13 protein-coding genes are annotated in these 12,975 nt (G+C 51.7%); 10 read left to right on the forward strand and 3 right to left on the reverse strand.

Annotation, left to right across the window (positions count from 1 at the left end):
• Positions 1 to 89 precede the first annotated feature (89 nt).
• Complete coding sequence (locus BZK41_RS05785; protein ID WP_003020984.1) at positions 90 to 434, forward strand: RidA family protein; 345 nt, start codon at positions 90 to 92, stop codon at positions 432 to 434.
• A 6-nt stretch (positions 435 to 440) separates the two neighbouring features.
• On the opposite strand, the gene BZK41_RS05790 is transcribed toward BZK41_RS05785, so the two are convergent.
• On the reverse strand, positions 441 to 620 hold the full coding sequence (locus BZK41_RS05790) for a YoaH family protein (protein ID WP_003020986.1): 180 nt from the start codon (positions 618 to 620) through the stop codon (positions 441 to 443).
• A gap of 80 nt (positions 621 to 700) precedes the next feature.
• Between BZK41_RS05790 and pabB the strand changes: the two genes are divergently transcribed.
• The 4 genes from pabB (at position 701) to BZK41_RS05810 (ending at position 5,927) form a co-directional block, all read left to right on the forward strand.
• Positions 701 to 2,065 carry an aminodeoxychorismate synthase component 1 gene (gene pabB / locus BZK41_RS05795; protein ID WP_139762574.1) on the forward strand — a complete coding sequence of 455 codons (1,365 nt, stop codon included), beginning with the start codon at positions 701 to 703 and terminating at the stop codon, positions 2,063 to 2,065.
• 3 nt (positions 2,066 to 2,068) lie between these two features.
• Complete coding sequence (locus BZK41_RS05800; RefSeq protein ID WP_003020991.1) at positions 2,069 to 2,647, forward strand: CoA pyrophosphatase; 579 nt, start codon at positions 2,069 to 2,071, stop codon at positions 2,645 to 2,647.
• A 183-nt stretch (positions 2,648 to 2,830) separates the two neighbouring features.
• Positions 2,831 to 4,195 carry an L-serine ammonia-lyase gene (sdaA, locus tag BZK41_RS05805; protein WP_079937503.1) on the forward strand — a complete coding sequence of 455 codons (1,365 nt, stop codon included), beginning with the start codon at positions 2,831 to 2,833 and terminating at the stop codon, positions 4,193 to 4,195.
• 130 nt (positions 4,196 to 4,325) lie between these two features.
• Complete coding sequence (locus BZK41_RS05810; protein WP_079937504.1) at positions 4,326 to 5,927, forward strand: EAL domain-containing protein; 1,602 nt, start codon at positions 4,326 to 4,328, stop codon at positions 5,925 to 5,927.
• A gap of 6 nt (positions 5,928 to 5,933) precedes the next feature.
• On the opposite strand, the gene yoaE is transcribed toward BZK41_RS05810, so the two are convergent.
• Complete coding sequence (yoaE, locus tag BZK41_RS05815; RefSeq protein WP_079937505.1) at positions 5,934 to 7,493, reverse strand: CNNM family cation transport protein YoaE; 1,560 nt, start codon at positions 7,491 to 7,493, stop codon at positions 5,934 to 5,936.
• 459 nt (positions 7,494 to 7,952) lie between these two features.
• Between yoaE and manX the strand changes: the two genes are divergently transcribed.
• From manX to mntP, 5 genes are all read left to right on the forward strand, one after another.
• Positions 7,953 to 8,915, forward strand: a complete 963-nt coding sequence (gene manX, locus BZK41_RS05825; RefSeq protein ID WP_003841624.1) for a PTS mannose transporter subunit IIAB — start codon at positions 7,953 to 7,955, stop codon at positions 8,913 to 8,915.
• Between the two features lie 58 nt (positions 8,916 to 8,973).
• Positions 8,974 to 9,774, forward strand: coding sequence for a PTS mannose/fructose/sorbose transporter subunit IIC (locus tag BZK41_RS05830; protein ID WP_003021004.1), 801 nt, complete (start codon positions 8,974 to 8,976; stop codon positions 9,772 to 9,774).
• Between the two features lie 12 nt (positions 9,775 to 9,786).
• The gene (locus BZK41_RS05835; RefSeq protein WP_003833769.1) at positions 9,787 to 10,638 is read left to right on the forward strand and encodes a PTS mannose transporter subunit IID; all 852 of its coding nucleotides are present in this window, start codon (positions 9,787 to 9,789) and stop codon (positions 10,636 to 10,638) included.
• Between the two features lie 60 nt (positions 10,639 to 10,698).
• Positions 10,699 to 11,157 carry a DUF986 family protein gene (locus tag BZK41_RS05840; protein WP_003021010.1) on the forward strand — a complete coding sequence of 153 codons (459 nt, stop codon included), beginning with the start codon at positions 10,699 to 10,701 and terminating at the stop codon, positions 11,155 to 11,157.
• Positions 11,158 to 11,589: 432 nt separating this feature from the next.
• Positions 11,590 to 12,156, forward strand: a complete 567-nt coding sequence (mntP, locus tag BZK41_RS05850; protein WP_003021013.1) for a manganese efflux pump MntP — start codon at positions 11,590 to 11,592, stop codon at positions 12,154 to 12,156.
• Here mntP and rlmA read toward each other — a convergent pair.
• On the reverse strand, positions 12,153 to 12,962 hold the full coding sequence (rlmA, locus tag BZK41_RS05855) for a 23S rRNA (guanine(745)-N(1))-methyltransferase (protein WP_054528455.1): 810 nt from the start codon (positions 12,960 to 12,962) through the stop codon (positions 12,153 to 12,155). The genes mntP and rlmA overlap by 4 nt on opposite strands.
• Positions 12,963 to 12,975 lie beyond the last annotated feature (13 nt).

Below are 12,975 nucleotides of genomic sequence, written 5' to 3' on the forward strand. Positions count from 1 at the left end.
CCAGTTGAAGAGGTGACGTGGGCACAACATTATGGCAGTCTTGGCGCAACCCAAAGCTATTATGAAAAAACGTAAATGAGGAATGATTTATGACGATTGTGCGTATTGATGCCGAAGCGCGTTGGTCCGACGTAGTTATCCACAACAACACGCTGTATTACACCGGCGTGCCGGAAAATCTGGATGCAGACGCTTTTGAGCAAACGGCAAATACGCTGGCGCAAATTGATGCGGTGCTGGAAAAACAAGGCAGCAACAAGTCACGTATTCTTGATGCCACCCTGTTTTTGGCAGACAAAAACGATTTTGCCGCCATGAACAAAGCCTGGGACGCGTGGGTCGTTGCTGGCCACGCGCCGGTACGTTGTACCGTTCAGGCCGGGTTGATGAACCCCAAATACAAAGTTGAGATTAAGATTATCGCTGCAGTTTAAGCGGCGTTATTCGTCTTCATCTTCAAAACGCGCCACGATCCGCTCGCCGGTATGACTGGCGCGTAACTCTTCAGCAACAAGAGCAATAGCTTGTCCGCTGCTCATCCCCTGCGACATCAGTTCCTGAATACGCTCTACCGCTTTTTGCTGCTGCTCATGACTGAGTGAAGGTAAACCTGCAAACATTGTTAACTCCTGCTAAATTGTCTGCGCTAATTATTTCATGCTACCGGGCAGTTAGCCAGTAGAGTAGCAACGAGTCAGGACTGATGAAGACGTTATCTCCCGCAGTAATCACATTACCCTGGCGTCAGGACACCGCTGAACGCTATTTTTCGACCTTAAGCCATCTACCCTGGGCGATGCTGCTGCATTCGGGTCAAGCCGACCATCCGCATAACCGCTTTGATATTCTGGTGGCGGATCCCGTCACCACGCTGGTTACGCGAGCTACAGAGACCGTAGTGCAGGACGGGCACGCAACCACGCGCACGCTTGATGATCCGATGACGGTATTACATTCCGCGCTAGCTGCACACAAAATTCACCCCGAGTATCACCCCGATCTGCCGTTTCAGGGCGGCGCGTTAGGCCTGTTTGGCTACGACCTGGGCCGACGCTTTGAATCTCTGCCCACTATTGCAGAGCACGATATTACGCTACCGGATATGGCCGTTGGTATTTACGACTGGGCGCTGATTGTCGATCACCAGTTGCAGACCGTATCCCTGCTCAGCCATACCGATGTCGAGGCTCGTCTGAAATGGCTCGACGCGCAACAACCGCCAACGCGTGAGCCGTTTACATTAACCTCGGCGTGGCAGTCCAATATGAGCCGCACCCAGTACGGCGAAAAATTCCGCCAGGTGCAGGGTTATCTGCACAGTGGCGACTGTTACCAGGTCAATCTTGCCCAGCGTTTCCAGGCGCATTACCAGGGCGATGAGTGGCAGGCATTTGTCAAACTCAATCACGCTAACCGCGCCCCGTTCAGCGCGTTTATTCGTCTTGAGGAAGGCGTTATCCTCAGCCTTTCGCCGGAACGTTTTATTCTTCTGGAGAACCAGCACATCCAGACGCGTCCTATTAAAGGCACGTTGCCAAGGCTTGAAGATGATGATGCCGATCGTGAGCAGGCCCGGCGGCTGGCGAATTCGCCGAAGGATCGTGCGGAGAACCTGATGATCGTCGATTTGATGCGTAATGATATTGGCCGCGTTGCCGTACCGGGTTCGGTACAGGTACCGGAGCTGTTTGTCGTCGAACCGTTCCCTGCCGTCCATCATTTGGTCAGCACCATTACCGCGCAATTGCCAGCGTCATTGCACGCCACCGATCTGCTGCGCGCCGCCTTCCCTGGCGGCTCTATTACCGGTGCGCCGAAAGTGCGGGCGATGGAAATTATTGACGAACTGGAGCCACAAAGACGTAATGCCTGGTGTGGCAGCATTGGCTATCTGAGTTTTTGCGGCAATATGGATACCAGCATCACCATTCGCACGCTGACGGCCACAAACGGAAAAATTTATTGTTCCGCTGGCGGCGGCATAGTGGCGGACAGTCAGGAAGACGCTGAATATCAGGAAACATTTGATAAAGTGAATCGTATTTTGCACCAACTGGAGAACTGAGACGTGGAATACAGCAGCCTGACGCTTGATGATTTTTTATCGCGCTTTCAACTCCTGCGCCCGCAGGTCAATCATGCCGCGTTAAACCAGCGCCAGGCCGCCGTACTGATCCCCGTCGTGCGTCGTCCACAGCCGGGATTGCTGTTAACCCAGCGTTCCGTTCATCTGCGCAAGCACGCCGGACAGGTCGCCTTCCCCGGTGGGGCGGTGGATAGCAGTGATGCCTCGTTAATTGCCGCCGCCCTTCGCGAAGCGCAGGAGGAGGTGGCGATCCCACCTTCATGCGTCGAAGTGATTGGCGTTCTGCCGCCTGTCGACAGCGTGACCGGTTTTCAGGTCACCCCAGTGGTAGGTATTATCCCGCCTAATCTGCCGTACCGCGCCAGTGAAGATGAAGTTTCAGCAGTGTTCGAAATGCCGCTGGCCCAGGCCCTGCATTTAGGTCGTTACCACCCGTTGGATATCTACCGCCGCGGCGATTCACATCGCGTATGGCTTTCCTGGTATGAGCAATATTTCGTCTGGGGAATGACTGCCGGAATAATTCGTGAGCTGGCGCTGCAAATTGGCGTCAAGCCCTGACTATACTTATCTTTACGCGCACCATAGACAACTTGAAACTCAGGTCACAACATTAGTAAAACCGCGGTTATCTATTAGTTTAATTCATGTGAATAGTTAAGCCGATCGCCGCGTTCCCTCTTACACTATGCGCAGTTATAACATCGTTACTGGAAAGCCCAGTCGCCCTGTAGGAGTATTATCGTGATTAGTCTATTCGACATGTTTAAGGTGGGGATTGGTCCCTCATCTTCCCATACCGTAGGGCCTATGAAGGCGGGTAAACAGTTCGTCGATGACCTGGTCGAAAAAGGATTACTGGACAGCGTTACTCGTGTCGCCGTCGACGTGTATGGTTCACTGTCGCTCACGGGTAAAGGTCACCACACCGATATCGCCATTATTATGGGTCTGGCGGGCAATGAGCCTGCTACCGTGGATATTGATAGCATCCCCGGATTTATCCGCGACGTAGAAACGCGTGGACGCCTGCTGCTTGCGCAGGGTCAGCACGAAGTGGATTTCCCGCAGAATGACGGGATGCGTTTTCACAACGGCAACCTGCCGCTGCATGAGAACGGAATGCAGATCCATGCGTACAATGGCGAAACCGTCATTTATAGCAAAACCTACTACTCAATCGGCGGTGGATTCATCGTTGATGAAGAACATTTTGGTCAGGATGCCGTGGGCGAGGTCAGCGTGCCTTATCCGTTCAAATCCGCCACTGAAATGCTGGAATACTGCAATACCACCGGCCTGTCTCTCTCTGGTATGGCGATGCAGAACGAACTTGCTCTGCACAGTAAAAAAGAGATTGAAGAGTACTTTGGCCACGTCTGGCAAACCATGCAGGCCTGTATCGATCGTGGCATGAACACCGAAGGCGTGCTGCCGGGTCCGCTGCGCGTTCCTCGTCGTGCTTCAGCTCTGCGTCGCATGTTGGTTTCCAGCGATAAGCTGTCCAATGATCCGATGAACGTGATCGACTGGGTGAACATGTTCGCACTGGCCGTTAACGAAGAAAACGCCGCGGGCGGTCGCGTAGTGACAGCGCCAACCAACGGAGCCTGCGGTATCGTGCCTGCGGTACTGGCCTATTACGATCATTTCATTGAGTCCGTCAGCCCGGATATCTATACCCGCTATTTCCTGGCGGCCGGTGCGATTGGCGCGTTGTATAAAATGAACGCCTCAATTTCTGGTGCAGAAGTCGGTTGTCAGGGTGAAGTGGGCGTAGCCTGCTCCATGGCTGCCGCTGGTCTGGCTGAACTGTTAGGCGCGAGCCCAGAGCAGGTGTGTATTGCTGCCGAAATCGGCATGGAACATAACCTCGGCTTAACCTGCGATCCGGTTGCCGGTCAGGTACAGGTTCCGTGCATTGAGCGTAACGCCATTGCTTCAGTAAAGGCGATCAACGCTGCGCGTATGGCAATGCGCCGTACCAGCGCGCCGCGCGTCTCGCTGGATAAAGTCATTGAGACCATGTACGAAACAGGTAAAGACATGAACGCCAAATACCGCGAAACGTCACGCGGTGGCCTGGCAATCAAAGTTCAATGTGACTAATACTTAATTTTCGCCCATCTGCGACGGATGGGCGAATTTGCCCCCTCTCCCTCGTCTACTGTAATTTTCCCCACTACACTTGCTCTGTTGCTGTTGGCTTCTGTGACCAACGGCTTATCGGGCGGCCCGCATGCAAACAGCACAACGGATCATCAAAAATTATCGCCGGAATCGCTTAATCGTCTGCACAGTATGTGCACTACTGACGCTCATCCTCACATTAACTGTCCGATTTATTTCGGAGCGTAATTTAAATCACCGAAATATCGTCACCTTTGCCAACCATGCTGTAGAAGAACTGGATGATGTGCTTTTACCCTTGCAGACCGGACGTGATGTATTGCTGCCGTTAATTGGCCTCCCCTGCTCAGTGGCACGTTTACCATTAAGCAAACATGCCGCCAGGTTGCAAACGGTGCGTTCTATCAGCCTGATACAAAGTGGGATCCTTTATTGCTCCAGCATTTTTGGTTACCGCAATGTGCCTATTCGTCAACTAGAGCCTGAATTACCCAGCCGGGAGCCACTGCTGCTGCTGTCTACCGACCATTCGCTGATAAAAGGCAGCCCGATTCTGACGCAGTGGTACCCGTCCTCTGCCGATGGTGAAGATGGCGTGCTGGAAATCGTCAATATTGATTTATTGTCGTCTATGTTGCTTGAACCCCAGCCACCGCAGATCACCGATGCCAGCTTAACCGTTGGTAATCGGCATCTACTGTATGATCAAGGTGTTGTCGATACTCTGCCTAAGCTAAATGATGAAAAACGCTACCAGTTTTCATCTCAACATTTCCCGTTTACCATTAGCGTCACCGGCCCAGGTCCCAGTGAGTTGGCGGTAAAACACCTGCCAACACAGCTGCCGCTGGCAGTGATCCTGAGTTTACTAGTGGGTTACCTGGCATGGCTGGCGACCGCCAGCAGAATGAGCTTCTCATGGGAGATTAATCTGGCCCTTGCGGCTCGGGAATTCGAGCTGTTTTGCCAGCCGCTGCTTAATGCGCAAACCCAGCAATGCATGGGCGTGGAAATCCTTTTACGCTGGAATAACCCACGCCAGGGTTGGATCTCTCCGGAAGTGTTTATTCCCATCGCTGAGGAGCACAACCTGATTGTGCCGCTTACCCGTCATGTCATCGCAGAAACCATTCAGCAACGACACGTTTTCCCGATGAGCAGCCAGTTTCATATTGGGATTAATGTCGCCGCCAGCCATTTTCGTAACGGCACGCTACTAAAAGATCTTAATCAGTACTGGTTCAGCCAGCACCCAATCCAGCAGTTGGTTATCGAATTGACCGAACGCGATGCGTTACTGGATGTGGATTATCGGGTCGTACGCGAATTAAATCGGCTTGGCGTAAAACTGGCGATTGATGATTTCGGTACCGGCAATAGCTCGCTCTCCTGGCTGGAAAAACTCCGCCCGGATGTGTTGAAGATCGATAAATCATTTACTTCAGCAATAGGAACAGACGCCGTGAACTCAACCGTCACAGACATCATTATCGCTTTGGGGAAAAAATTGAATATAGAGCTGGTGGCGGAAGGCGTTGAAACACAGGCGCAGGCTCAGCATTTGCGCCGACACGGCGTACATTTATTGCAAGGTTTTCTGTATGCCAAACCAATGCCGCTGCGCGATTTTCCAAAATGGCTGGCGGGCAGCACGCCGCCGCCCACCCGACATAACGGGCGACACAGTATGCCCGTCATGCCGTTTCGCTAAACCCGGTTACTCGTGTTCGTCGTGAGCGGGTTGTTCTTTAACAATACGAACTAAATCCACACGATAGTCATTCGCTTCGACAATCGTAATGCTCAGCGGTGCAACCTCGATAACATCACCCACGCGTGGAATATGGCCGTTAGCCGCAATGACTAAACCTGCCACCGTGGCGATGTCTTCGTCTTCATTCACTAACGTATCCACGTCCAGCGCCTGTTGCAACGCATGCAGATCGGTACCGCCTTTAACCAACCAACCGCCTGCATCAGCTATAATTTCAGGCGTTTCATCGGCATCCGGGAATTCACCGGCGATGGCTTCTAATACGTCCAGCGGCGTGACCAGACCCTGTACTACGCCAAACTCGTTAGTGACGATAACGAAGCTACCGCGGGCACGACGCAGAACGCCTAACAGATTGATCGGGTCCAGCGTTTCCGGAACAACAATAGCCGGAGAGGCAGAGGCAATCGCCGCCACATCCACACCGTCTTCCAGCGCCACCAGCAGCTCTTTAGCACGCACAATACCGATGATTTCGTCCAGCTCGCCACGGCATACCGGGAACAGGCTATGAGGTGACGAAAGCAACTGCTCACGAATTTCCGCCACGCTCAGGTCGGCATCAACCCAGCTGATTTCGCCACGAGGCGTCATAATGCCGCGTAATGAACGCGACGCCAGAGAGAGGACGCCGTTAATCATATAGCGTTCTTCTTCTACAAATGCGCCTTCCGGGACGGGAACCGGCACCGGATTGTCAGATTCCATCTGCGTGCTGGCCTGACGTTTACCGCCCATCAGACGCAGGATTGCATCGGCAGTACGCGCACGCAATGGCAGCGTTGACTGGTGACGAATAAAGTTACGACGGGCAATCTGGTTAAACAGCTCGATGATGATCGAGAAACCAATCGCCGCATACAGATAGCCTTTCGGAATATGGAAGCCAAACCCTTCGGCAACCAGGCTCAGACCAATCATCAACAGGAAGCTCAGACACAGCACCACCACCGTCGGGTGTTGGTTCACAAAACGTGTCAGCGGCTTAGAAGCCAACAGCATCACGGCCATGGCAATCACTACTGCCGCCATCATCACTGGCAGATGGTTGACCATACCGACCGCCGTAATCACGGCATCCAGCGAGAACACCGCATCGAGGATGACAATCTGCGTTACGACAACCCAAAAGCTCGCATACCCTTTCGTCTGCCCGGTATCATGTTCACGGTTTTCCAGCCGCTCATGCAGCTCTGTCGTAGCCTTGAACAAGAGGAAGATACCCCCCAGCAGCATAATCAGATCGCGCCCCGAGAACGCATAGTCCATTACTGTGAACAGCGGCTTTGTCAGCGTCACCATCCACGAAATCACAGACAACAAGCCCAGACGCATAATCAGTGCCAGTGACAAACCGATTAAACGCGCTTTATCTCGCTGTTTCGGCGGCAGCTTATCAGCCAGGATCGCAATGAAGACCAGGTTATCAATACCCAGAACAATTTCGAGAACGACAAGCGTGAGCAAACCCACCCAAATCTGCGGGTCCATTAATAATTCCATGACAAGCTCCTGCTTAGGGAATGACCAAACTGCGCGCTGAGGATCTCAGGCGTTAAAGCGATATGCAGAGAAAATTTGTGGCAAAAAGTGCCAATCTGACAGGCTTGATACGGCCTGAAGGTGAAATGACGTCGGTGACGATCCATATGGTGGGCTACTGCCCTATACTCCTGAGTAATTAAACAGATGCTAAACATACCAGAGACAACTGGTTTTTAGCAAAGATTTACCTTCCTTTGCAATAAGTTGTTTCGGAGATATTTTACCCTTCGAAATTTCTTTATATCGGAAGTTAAATTACGGATCTTCATCACATAAAATATTTTTTTCGATATCTAAAATAATTCACGAAAATCATAGGTTTTTCTTTGTAACCCTTATCTGAATCGATTCGATTGCGGACGACGATTCAAATACATCTTCACGTTGATGTGTTAACGATAATAAAGGAGGTAGCAAGTGACCATTGCTATTGTAATAGGCACACATGGTTGGGCTGCAGAGCAGTTACTTAAAACGGCAGAAATGTTGTTAGGCGAGCAGGAAAACGTCGGCTGGATCGATTTCGTTCCAGGCGAAAATGCCGAAACGCTGATCGAAAAGTACAACGCTCAGTTAGCAAAACTAGATACCAGTAAAGGCGTGCTGTTTCTCGTTGACACATGGGGAGGCAGCCCGTTTAACGCTGCGAGCCGCATTGTCGTCGATAAAGAGCATTACGAAGTTATCGCCGGTGTGAACATTCCCATGCTGGTTGAAACCTTCATGGCGCGTGATGACAACCCGAGCTTCGATGAATTAGTGGCACTGGCCGTTGAAACCGGTAGCGAAGGCGTGAAAGCGCTGAAAGCGAAACCGGTGGAAAAAGCCGCTCCTGCCCCCGTCGCAGCACCTAAGGCAGCAGCCCCCGCGAAACCGATGGGTCCGAACGATTATATGCAGATCGGCCTGGCGCGTATTGATGACCGCTTAATCCATGGTCAGGTGGCAACTCGCTGGACCAAAGAAACCAACGTAACACGCATTATCGTCGTCAGTGATGAAGTTGCCGCCGATACCGTGCGTAAAACGCTGCTGACTCAGGTAGCACCTCCGGGTGTGACGGCGCATGTGGTTGATGTCGCGAAAATGATCCGCGTCTACAACAACCCTAAATATGCAGGTGAGCGTGTGATGCTGTTGTTCACCAACCCAACCGACGTAGAACGTATCGTTGAAGGTGGTGTGAAAATTACCTCCGTAAACATTGGCGGTATGGCTTTCCGTCAGGGTAAAACGCAGGTAAACAACGCAATTTCTGTCGATGATAAAGACATCGAAGCCTTCAAGAAGCTCAACGAACGCGGTATTGAGCTCGAGGCCCGTAAGGTTTCTACCGATCAGAAACTGAAAATGATGGATTTGATTGCCAAGGTGAAATAATTCCCTGGCATTTACTTAGTTTTCACACTTAAGTCTGTATAGCAATAGGAGAAGTACAATGGAGATTACCACTCTTCAGATTGTGCTGGTGTTCATCGTCGCATGTATCGCGGGTATGGAGTCGGTACTCGATGAATTTCAGTTCCACCGTCCGTTGGTGGCCTGTACGCTGATTGGCGCCGTTCTCGGGGATATGAAAACCGGTATTATCATCGGTGGTACCCTGGAAATGATCGCCCTGGGCTGGATGAACATCGGTGCTGCGGTTGCACCAGATGCCGCATTGGCCTCAATTATCTCTACCGTTCTGGTTATCGCGGGTCACCAAAGCATTGGTGCCGGTATCGCGCTGGCTATCCCACTGGCAGCAGCAGGCCAGGTACTGACCATTATCGTTCGTACTATCACCGTAGCATTCCAGCACGCAGCGGATAAGGCGGCCGAAAACGGTAACCTGACGGCGCTCTCCTGGCTGCACGTATCCTCTCTGTTCCTGCAGGCTATGCGTATCGCTATCCCGGCGGTAATCGTAGCGATCTCTGTTGGTACCAGTGAAGTTCAGAGCATGCTTAACGCCATTCCGGAAGTCGTGACCGGCGGTCTGAACATCGCAGGTGGTATGATCGTAGTGGTTGGTTATGCGATGGTCATCAACATGATGCGCGCAGGCTATCTGATGCCATTCTTCTACCTCGGCTTCGTCACCGCGGCATTTACTAACTTCAACCTGGTTGCTCTGGGTGTGATTGGCGCAGTCATGGCCATCCTCTACATTCAGCTGAGCCCGAAATATAACCGCGTAGCCGGTGCACCTGCTGCGGCGGCTGGCAATAACGATCTCGATAACGAACTGGACTAGCAGGTGAGCGAAATGGTTGATATGACTAAAACTACCACCGAGAAAAAACTCACTCCGAGTGACATTCGTGGCGTGTTCATTCGTTCTAACCTGTTTCAGGGTTCATGGAACTTCGAACGTATGCAGGCGCTGGGTTTCTGTTTCTCCATGGTACCGGCCATCCGCCGCTTGTACCCGGAAAACAACGACGCACGTAAGCAAGCGATTAAGCGTCACCTGGAATTCTTTAACACCCATCCGTACGTAGCAGCTCCAGTACTGGGCGTTACGCTGGCGATGGAAGAACAACGTGCAAACGGCGCAGAGATTGACGATGGTGCCATTAACGGTATCAAAGTTGGTCTGATGGGTCCGCTGGCAGGCGTCGGCGACCCGATCTTCTGGGGTACCGTTCGTCCGGTATTCGCCGCACTCGGCGCAGGTATCGCCATGAGCGGCAGCCTGCTGGGACCACTGCTGTTCTTCATCCTGTTTAACCTGGTTCGTCTGGCAACCCGTTATTACGGTGTGGCATACGGTTACCGTAAAGGTGTCGATATCGTTAAAGATATGGGCGGCGGCTTCCTGCAGAAACTGACTGAGGGGGCGTCAATCCTCGGCCTGTTTGTCATGGGGGCATTGGTTAACAAGTGGACGCACGTAAACATCCCACTGGTGGTTTCTACTATCACCGGTCAGGATGGTCAGACGCGTGTGACCACCGTGCAGACTATCCTTGACCAGCTGATGCCGGGTCTGGTTCCTCTGCTGCTGACATTCGCCTGCATGTGGCTGCTGCGTAAGAAAGTGAACCCGCTGTGGATCATCGTTGGCTTCTTCGTCATCGGTATCGCGGGCTACGCTGTCGGTCTGCTCGGCCTGTAAGACTGTTGTACATCACCGGGGGCTTGCCCCCGGTTTTTCTATTTAGAGGGTTGAGGATTCATGACTATCACGGACCTGGTGCTGGTTCTATTTATCTTTTCGCTGCTGGCGTATGCCATTTACGATCAGTTCATCATGCCCCGCCGTAATGGCCCTACTCTGCTTACTGTCGCCCTGCTTCCCCGCAGCAGAGTCGACAGCGTTATCTTCCTTGGCCTGGTGGCTATTCTTATCTACAACAACATCACCAGCCACGGCGCACAATTTACCACATGGTTATTATGTGCACTGGTATTGATGGGGTTGTATCTGTTCTGGATCCGTACGCCAAAAATCATCTTCAAGCAGAAAGGCTTTTTCTTCGCCAACGTCTGGATTGAATATAACCGCATTAAAGAGATGAATTTATCTGAAGACGGTGTATTGGTGATGCAATTAGAACATCGAAGATTGTTGATTCGCGTACGAAATATAGACGATCTTGAGAGAATATATAAACTTTTAATTTCAAATCAATAAGTTACAAATATAGCCTGAACTATGTTTTTATATATCCGCATAAAAACAAACATAGCCAAGGCTATATTTCACTGTCCACAATGTTATTTATTTTAACGTTTTATTTATAAATAAATCTAAATGAAAATCGTTTTCAATTAGAAGTCAAATATTATTTCTGCGTTTCTTGTTTTATATTCTCAAAATATGTTAAGGTTGCGCCCGTCGTTGGGGAGTAGCCGATTTCCAGACTCCGGAAATGTACGTGTCAACATACTCGTTGAAAAACGTGGCGCGTACGGACTGAATTTACAGATTCAGTCAGGCGAGACCATAGGCACATCAACTGCAATGCATATTTGAATGGCGCTGTATTTACAGTGATTCCGGCTTGTATGCATGGTTACTGGGGGCAGTGATGTGTTTTATGGATACCCCGGTCAGGACGCTGTTATGAATCTCACCGCTACCGTTCTTCTCGCTTTCGGCATGTCAATGGATGCTTTCGCTGCATCAATTGGCAAAGGTGCCACCCTGCATAAACCCAAGTTTTCTGAAGCATTGCGCACCGGTCTGATATTCGGCGCAGTTGAAACGCTTACGCCGCTGATTGGCTGGGGCATGGGGATGCTGGCCAGCAAATTCGTGCTGGAGTGGAATCATTGGATCGCCTTCATTCTGCTGATCTTTTTAGGCGGGCGAATGATAATCGAAGGTTTTCGCGACAACGGTGATGAAGAGGAAGAGCCGCAGCGCCGTCACGGTTTCTGGCTGCTGGTCACCACCGCCATTGCCACCAGTCTCGACGCAATGGCCGTCGGGGTGGGCCTGGCTTTCCTGCAGGTCAACATTATTGCCACCGCGCTGGCTATCGGCTGCGCCACATTGATTATGTCCACGCTCGGCATGATGATCGGTCGTTTCATTGGCCCAATGCTGGGCAAACGAGCTGAAATTTTGGGTGGGGTGGTGCTGATTGGTATCGGTGCCCAGATCCTCTGGGCACACTTCCACGGCTAATTCAGACGCTGCCAGACATGAATACTAAAGTCGGTCTGGCAGTCAAACGTCGTTTTCCCCGCTAACGTTTCCCACACCTCCGGCTTTGCCCGCCAGGCGAACGGCGTCATTTGCAGTAACGCAACGGCCTCGCTGCCCTGAAGCTGCATCTGATACCCCAGCGCAATACTCTGTTGCAGAACAAAACCGTCCAGTTGCTCAGTATGGGGCGCATGCAAACGCACCTCATCATAAATCAGCCCTTTCAGTTCCATTAAATGACGCGGTCCCGGCGTGGCGGTGATAACCCATCCACCCGGTTTAACCACGCGAGCCAGCTCTTGCGCTTTACAGGGCGCATAGATCCTGATGATGGCATCCATTGACTCGTCTGCGAATGGCAGGCGATGGCTGGAGGCAACGCAAAAGGTCACCTGCGGATAGCGTCTGGCTGCGGCTTTAATTGCCACTTTGGAGACGTCAAGACCAAAGGTTGTACAGCCCGCCAGCGCGTCGGCAAATGCATGGGTGTAATACCCTTCCCCACAGCCAATATCCAGGATCGCCGCATCTTCTGAATTCGACTTCTCTTTCAGCACATTCACAATCGCATCACGCAACGGTTGATAGTGCCCAGCATCAAGAAATGCCCGTCGCGCCTGCATCATTTCAGCGCTATCACCCGGATCGCGCGACCGCTTATGCTGAACCGGCAGTAAGTTGACATACCCTTCTTTCGCCACGTCAAACTGGTGCCGCCCGGGGCAGACAAAACTGTTATTCGCTTGAGTAAGAGGCTGGTGGCAAAGAGGACAGGAAAACGACATGACAACTCCGGCA

The organism is Citrobacter sp. A316 (assembly GCF_002042945.1).
Lineage (GTDB): Bacteria > Pseudomonadota > Gammaproteobacteria > Enterobacterales > Enterobacteriaceae > Citrobacter > Citrobacter portucalensis.

What these genes read in the sequence shown, in the direction of transcription:
- yoaE (WP_079937505.1), bottom strand. Translation starts at nt 7,493, where the DNA reads ATGGAATTATTAATGGACCCGCAGATTTGGGTGGGTTTGCTCACGCTT.
- BZK41_RS05830 (WP_003021004.1), top strand. Translation starts at nt 8,974, where the DNA reads ATGGAGATTACCACTCTTCAGATTGTGCTGGTGTTCATCGTCGCATGT.
- rlmA (WP_054528455.1), bottom strand. Translation starts at nt 12,962, where the DNA reads ATGTCGTTTTCCTGTCCTCTTTGCCACCAGCCTCTTACTCAAGCGAAT.
- BZK41_RS05785 (WP_003020984.1), top strand. Translation starts at nt 90, where the DNA reads ATGACGATTGTGCGTATTGATGCCGAAGCGCGTTGGTCCGACGTAGTT.
- mntP (WP_003021013.1), top strand. Translation starts at nt 11,590, where the DNA reads ATGAATCTCACCGCTACCGTTCTTCTCGCTTTCGGCATGTCAATGGAT.
- BZK41_RS05840 (WP_003021010.1), top strand. Translation starts at nt 10,699, where the DNA reads ATGACTATCACGGACCTGGTGCTGGTTCTATTTATCTTTTCGCTGCTG.
- BZK41_RS05810 (WP_079937504.1), top strand. Translation starts at nt 4,326, where the DNA reads ATGCAAACAGCACAACGGATCATCAAAAATTATCGCCGGAATCGCTTA.
- BZK41_RS05835 (WP_003833769.1), top strand. Translation starts at nt 9,787, where the DNA reads ATGGTTGATATGACTAAAACTACCACCGAGAAAAAACTCACTCCGAGT.
- BZK41_RS05790 (WP_003020986.1), bottom strand. Translation starts at nt 620, where the DNA reads ATGTTTGCAGGTTTACCTTCACTCAGTCATGAGCAGCAGCAAAAAGCG.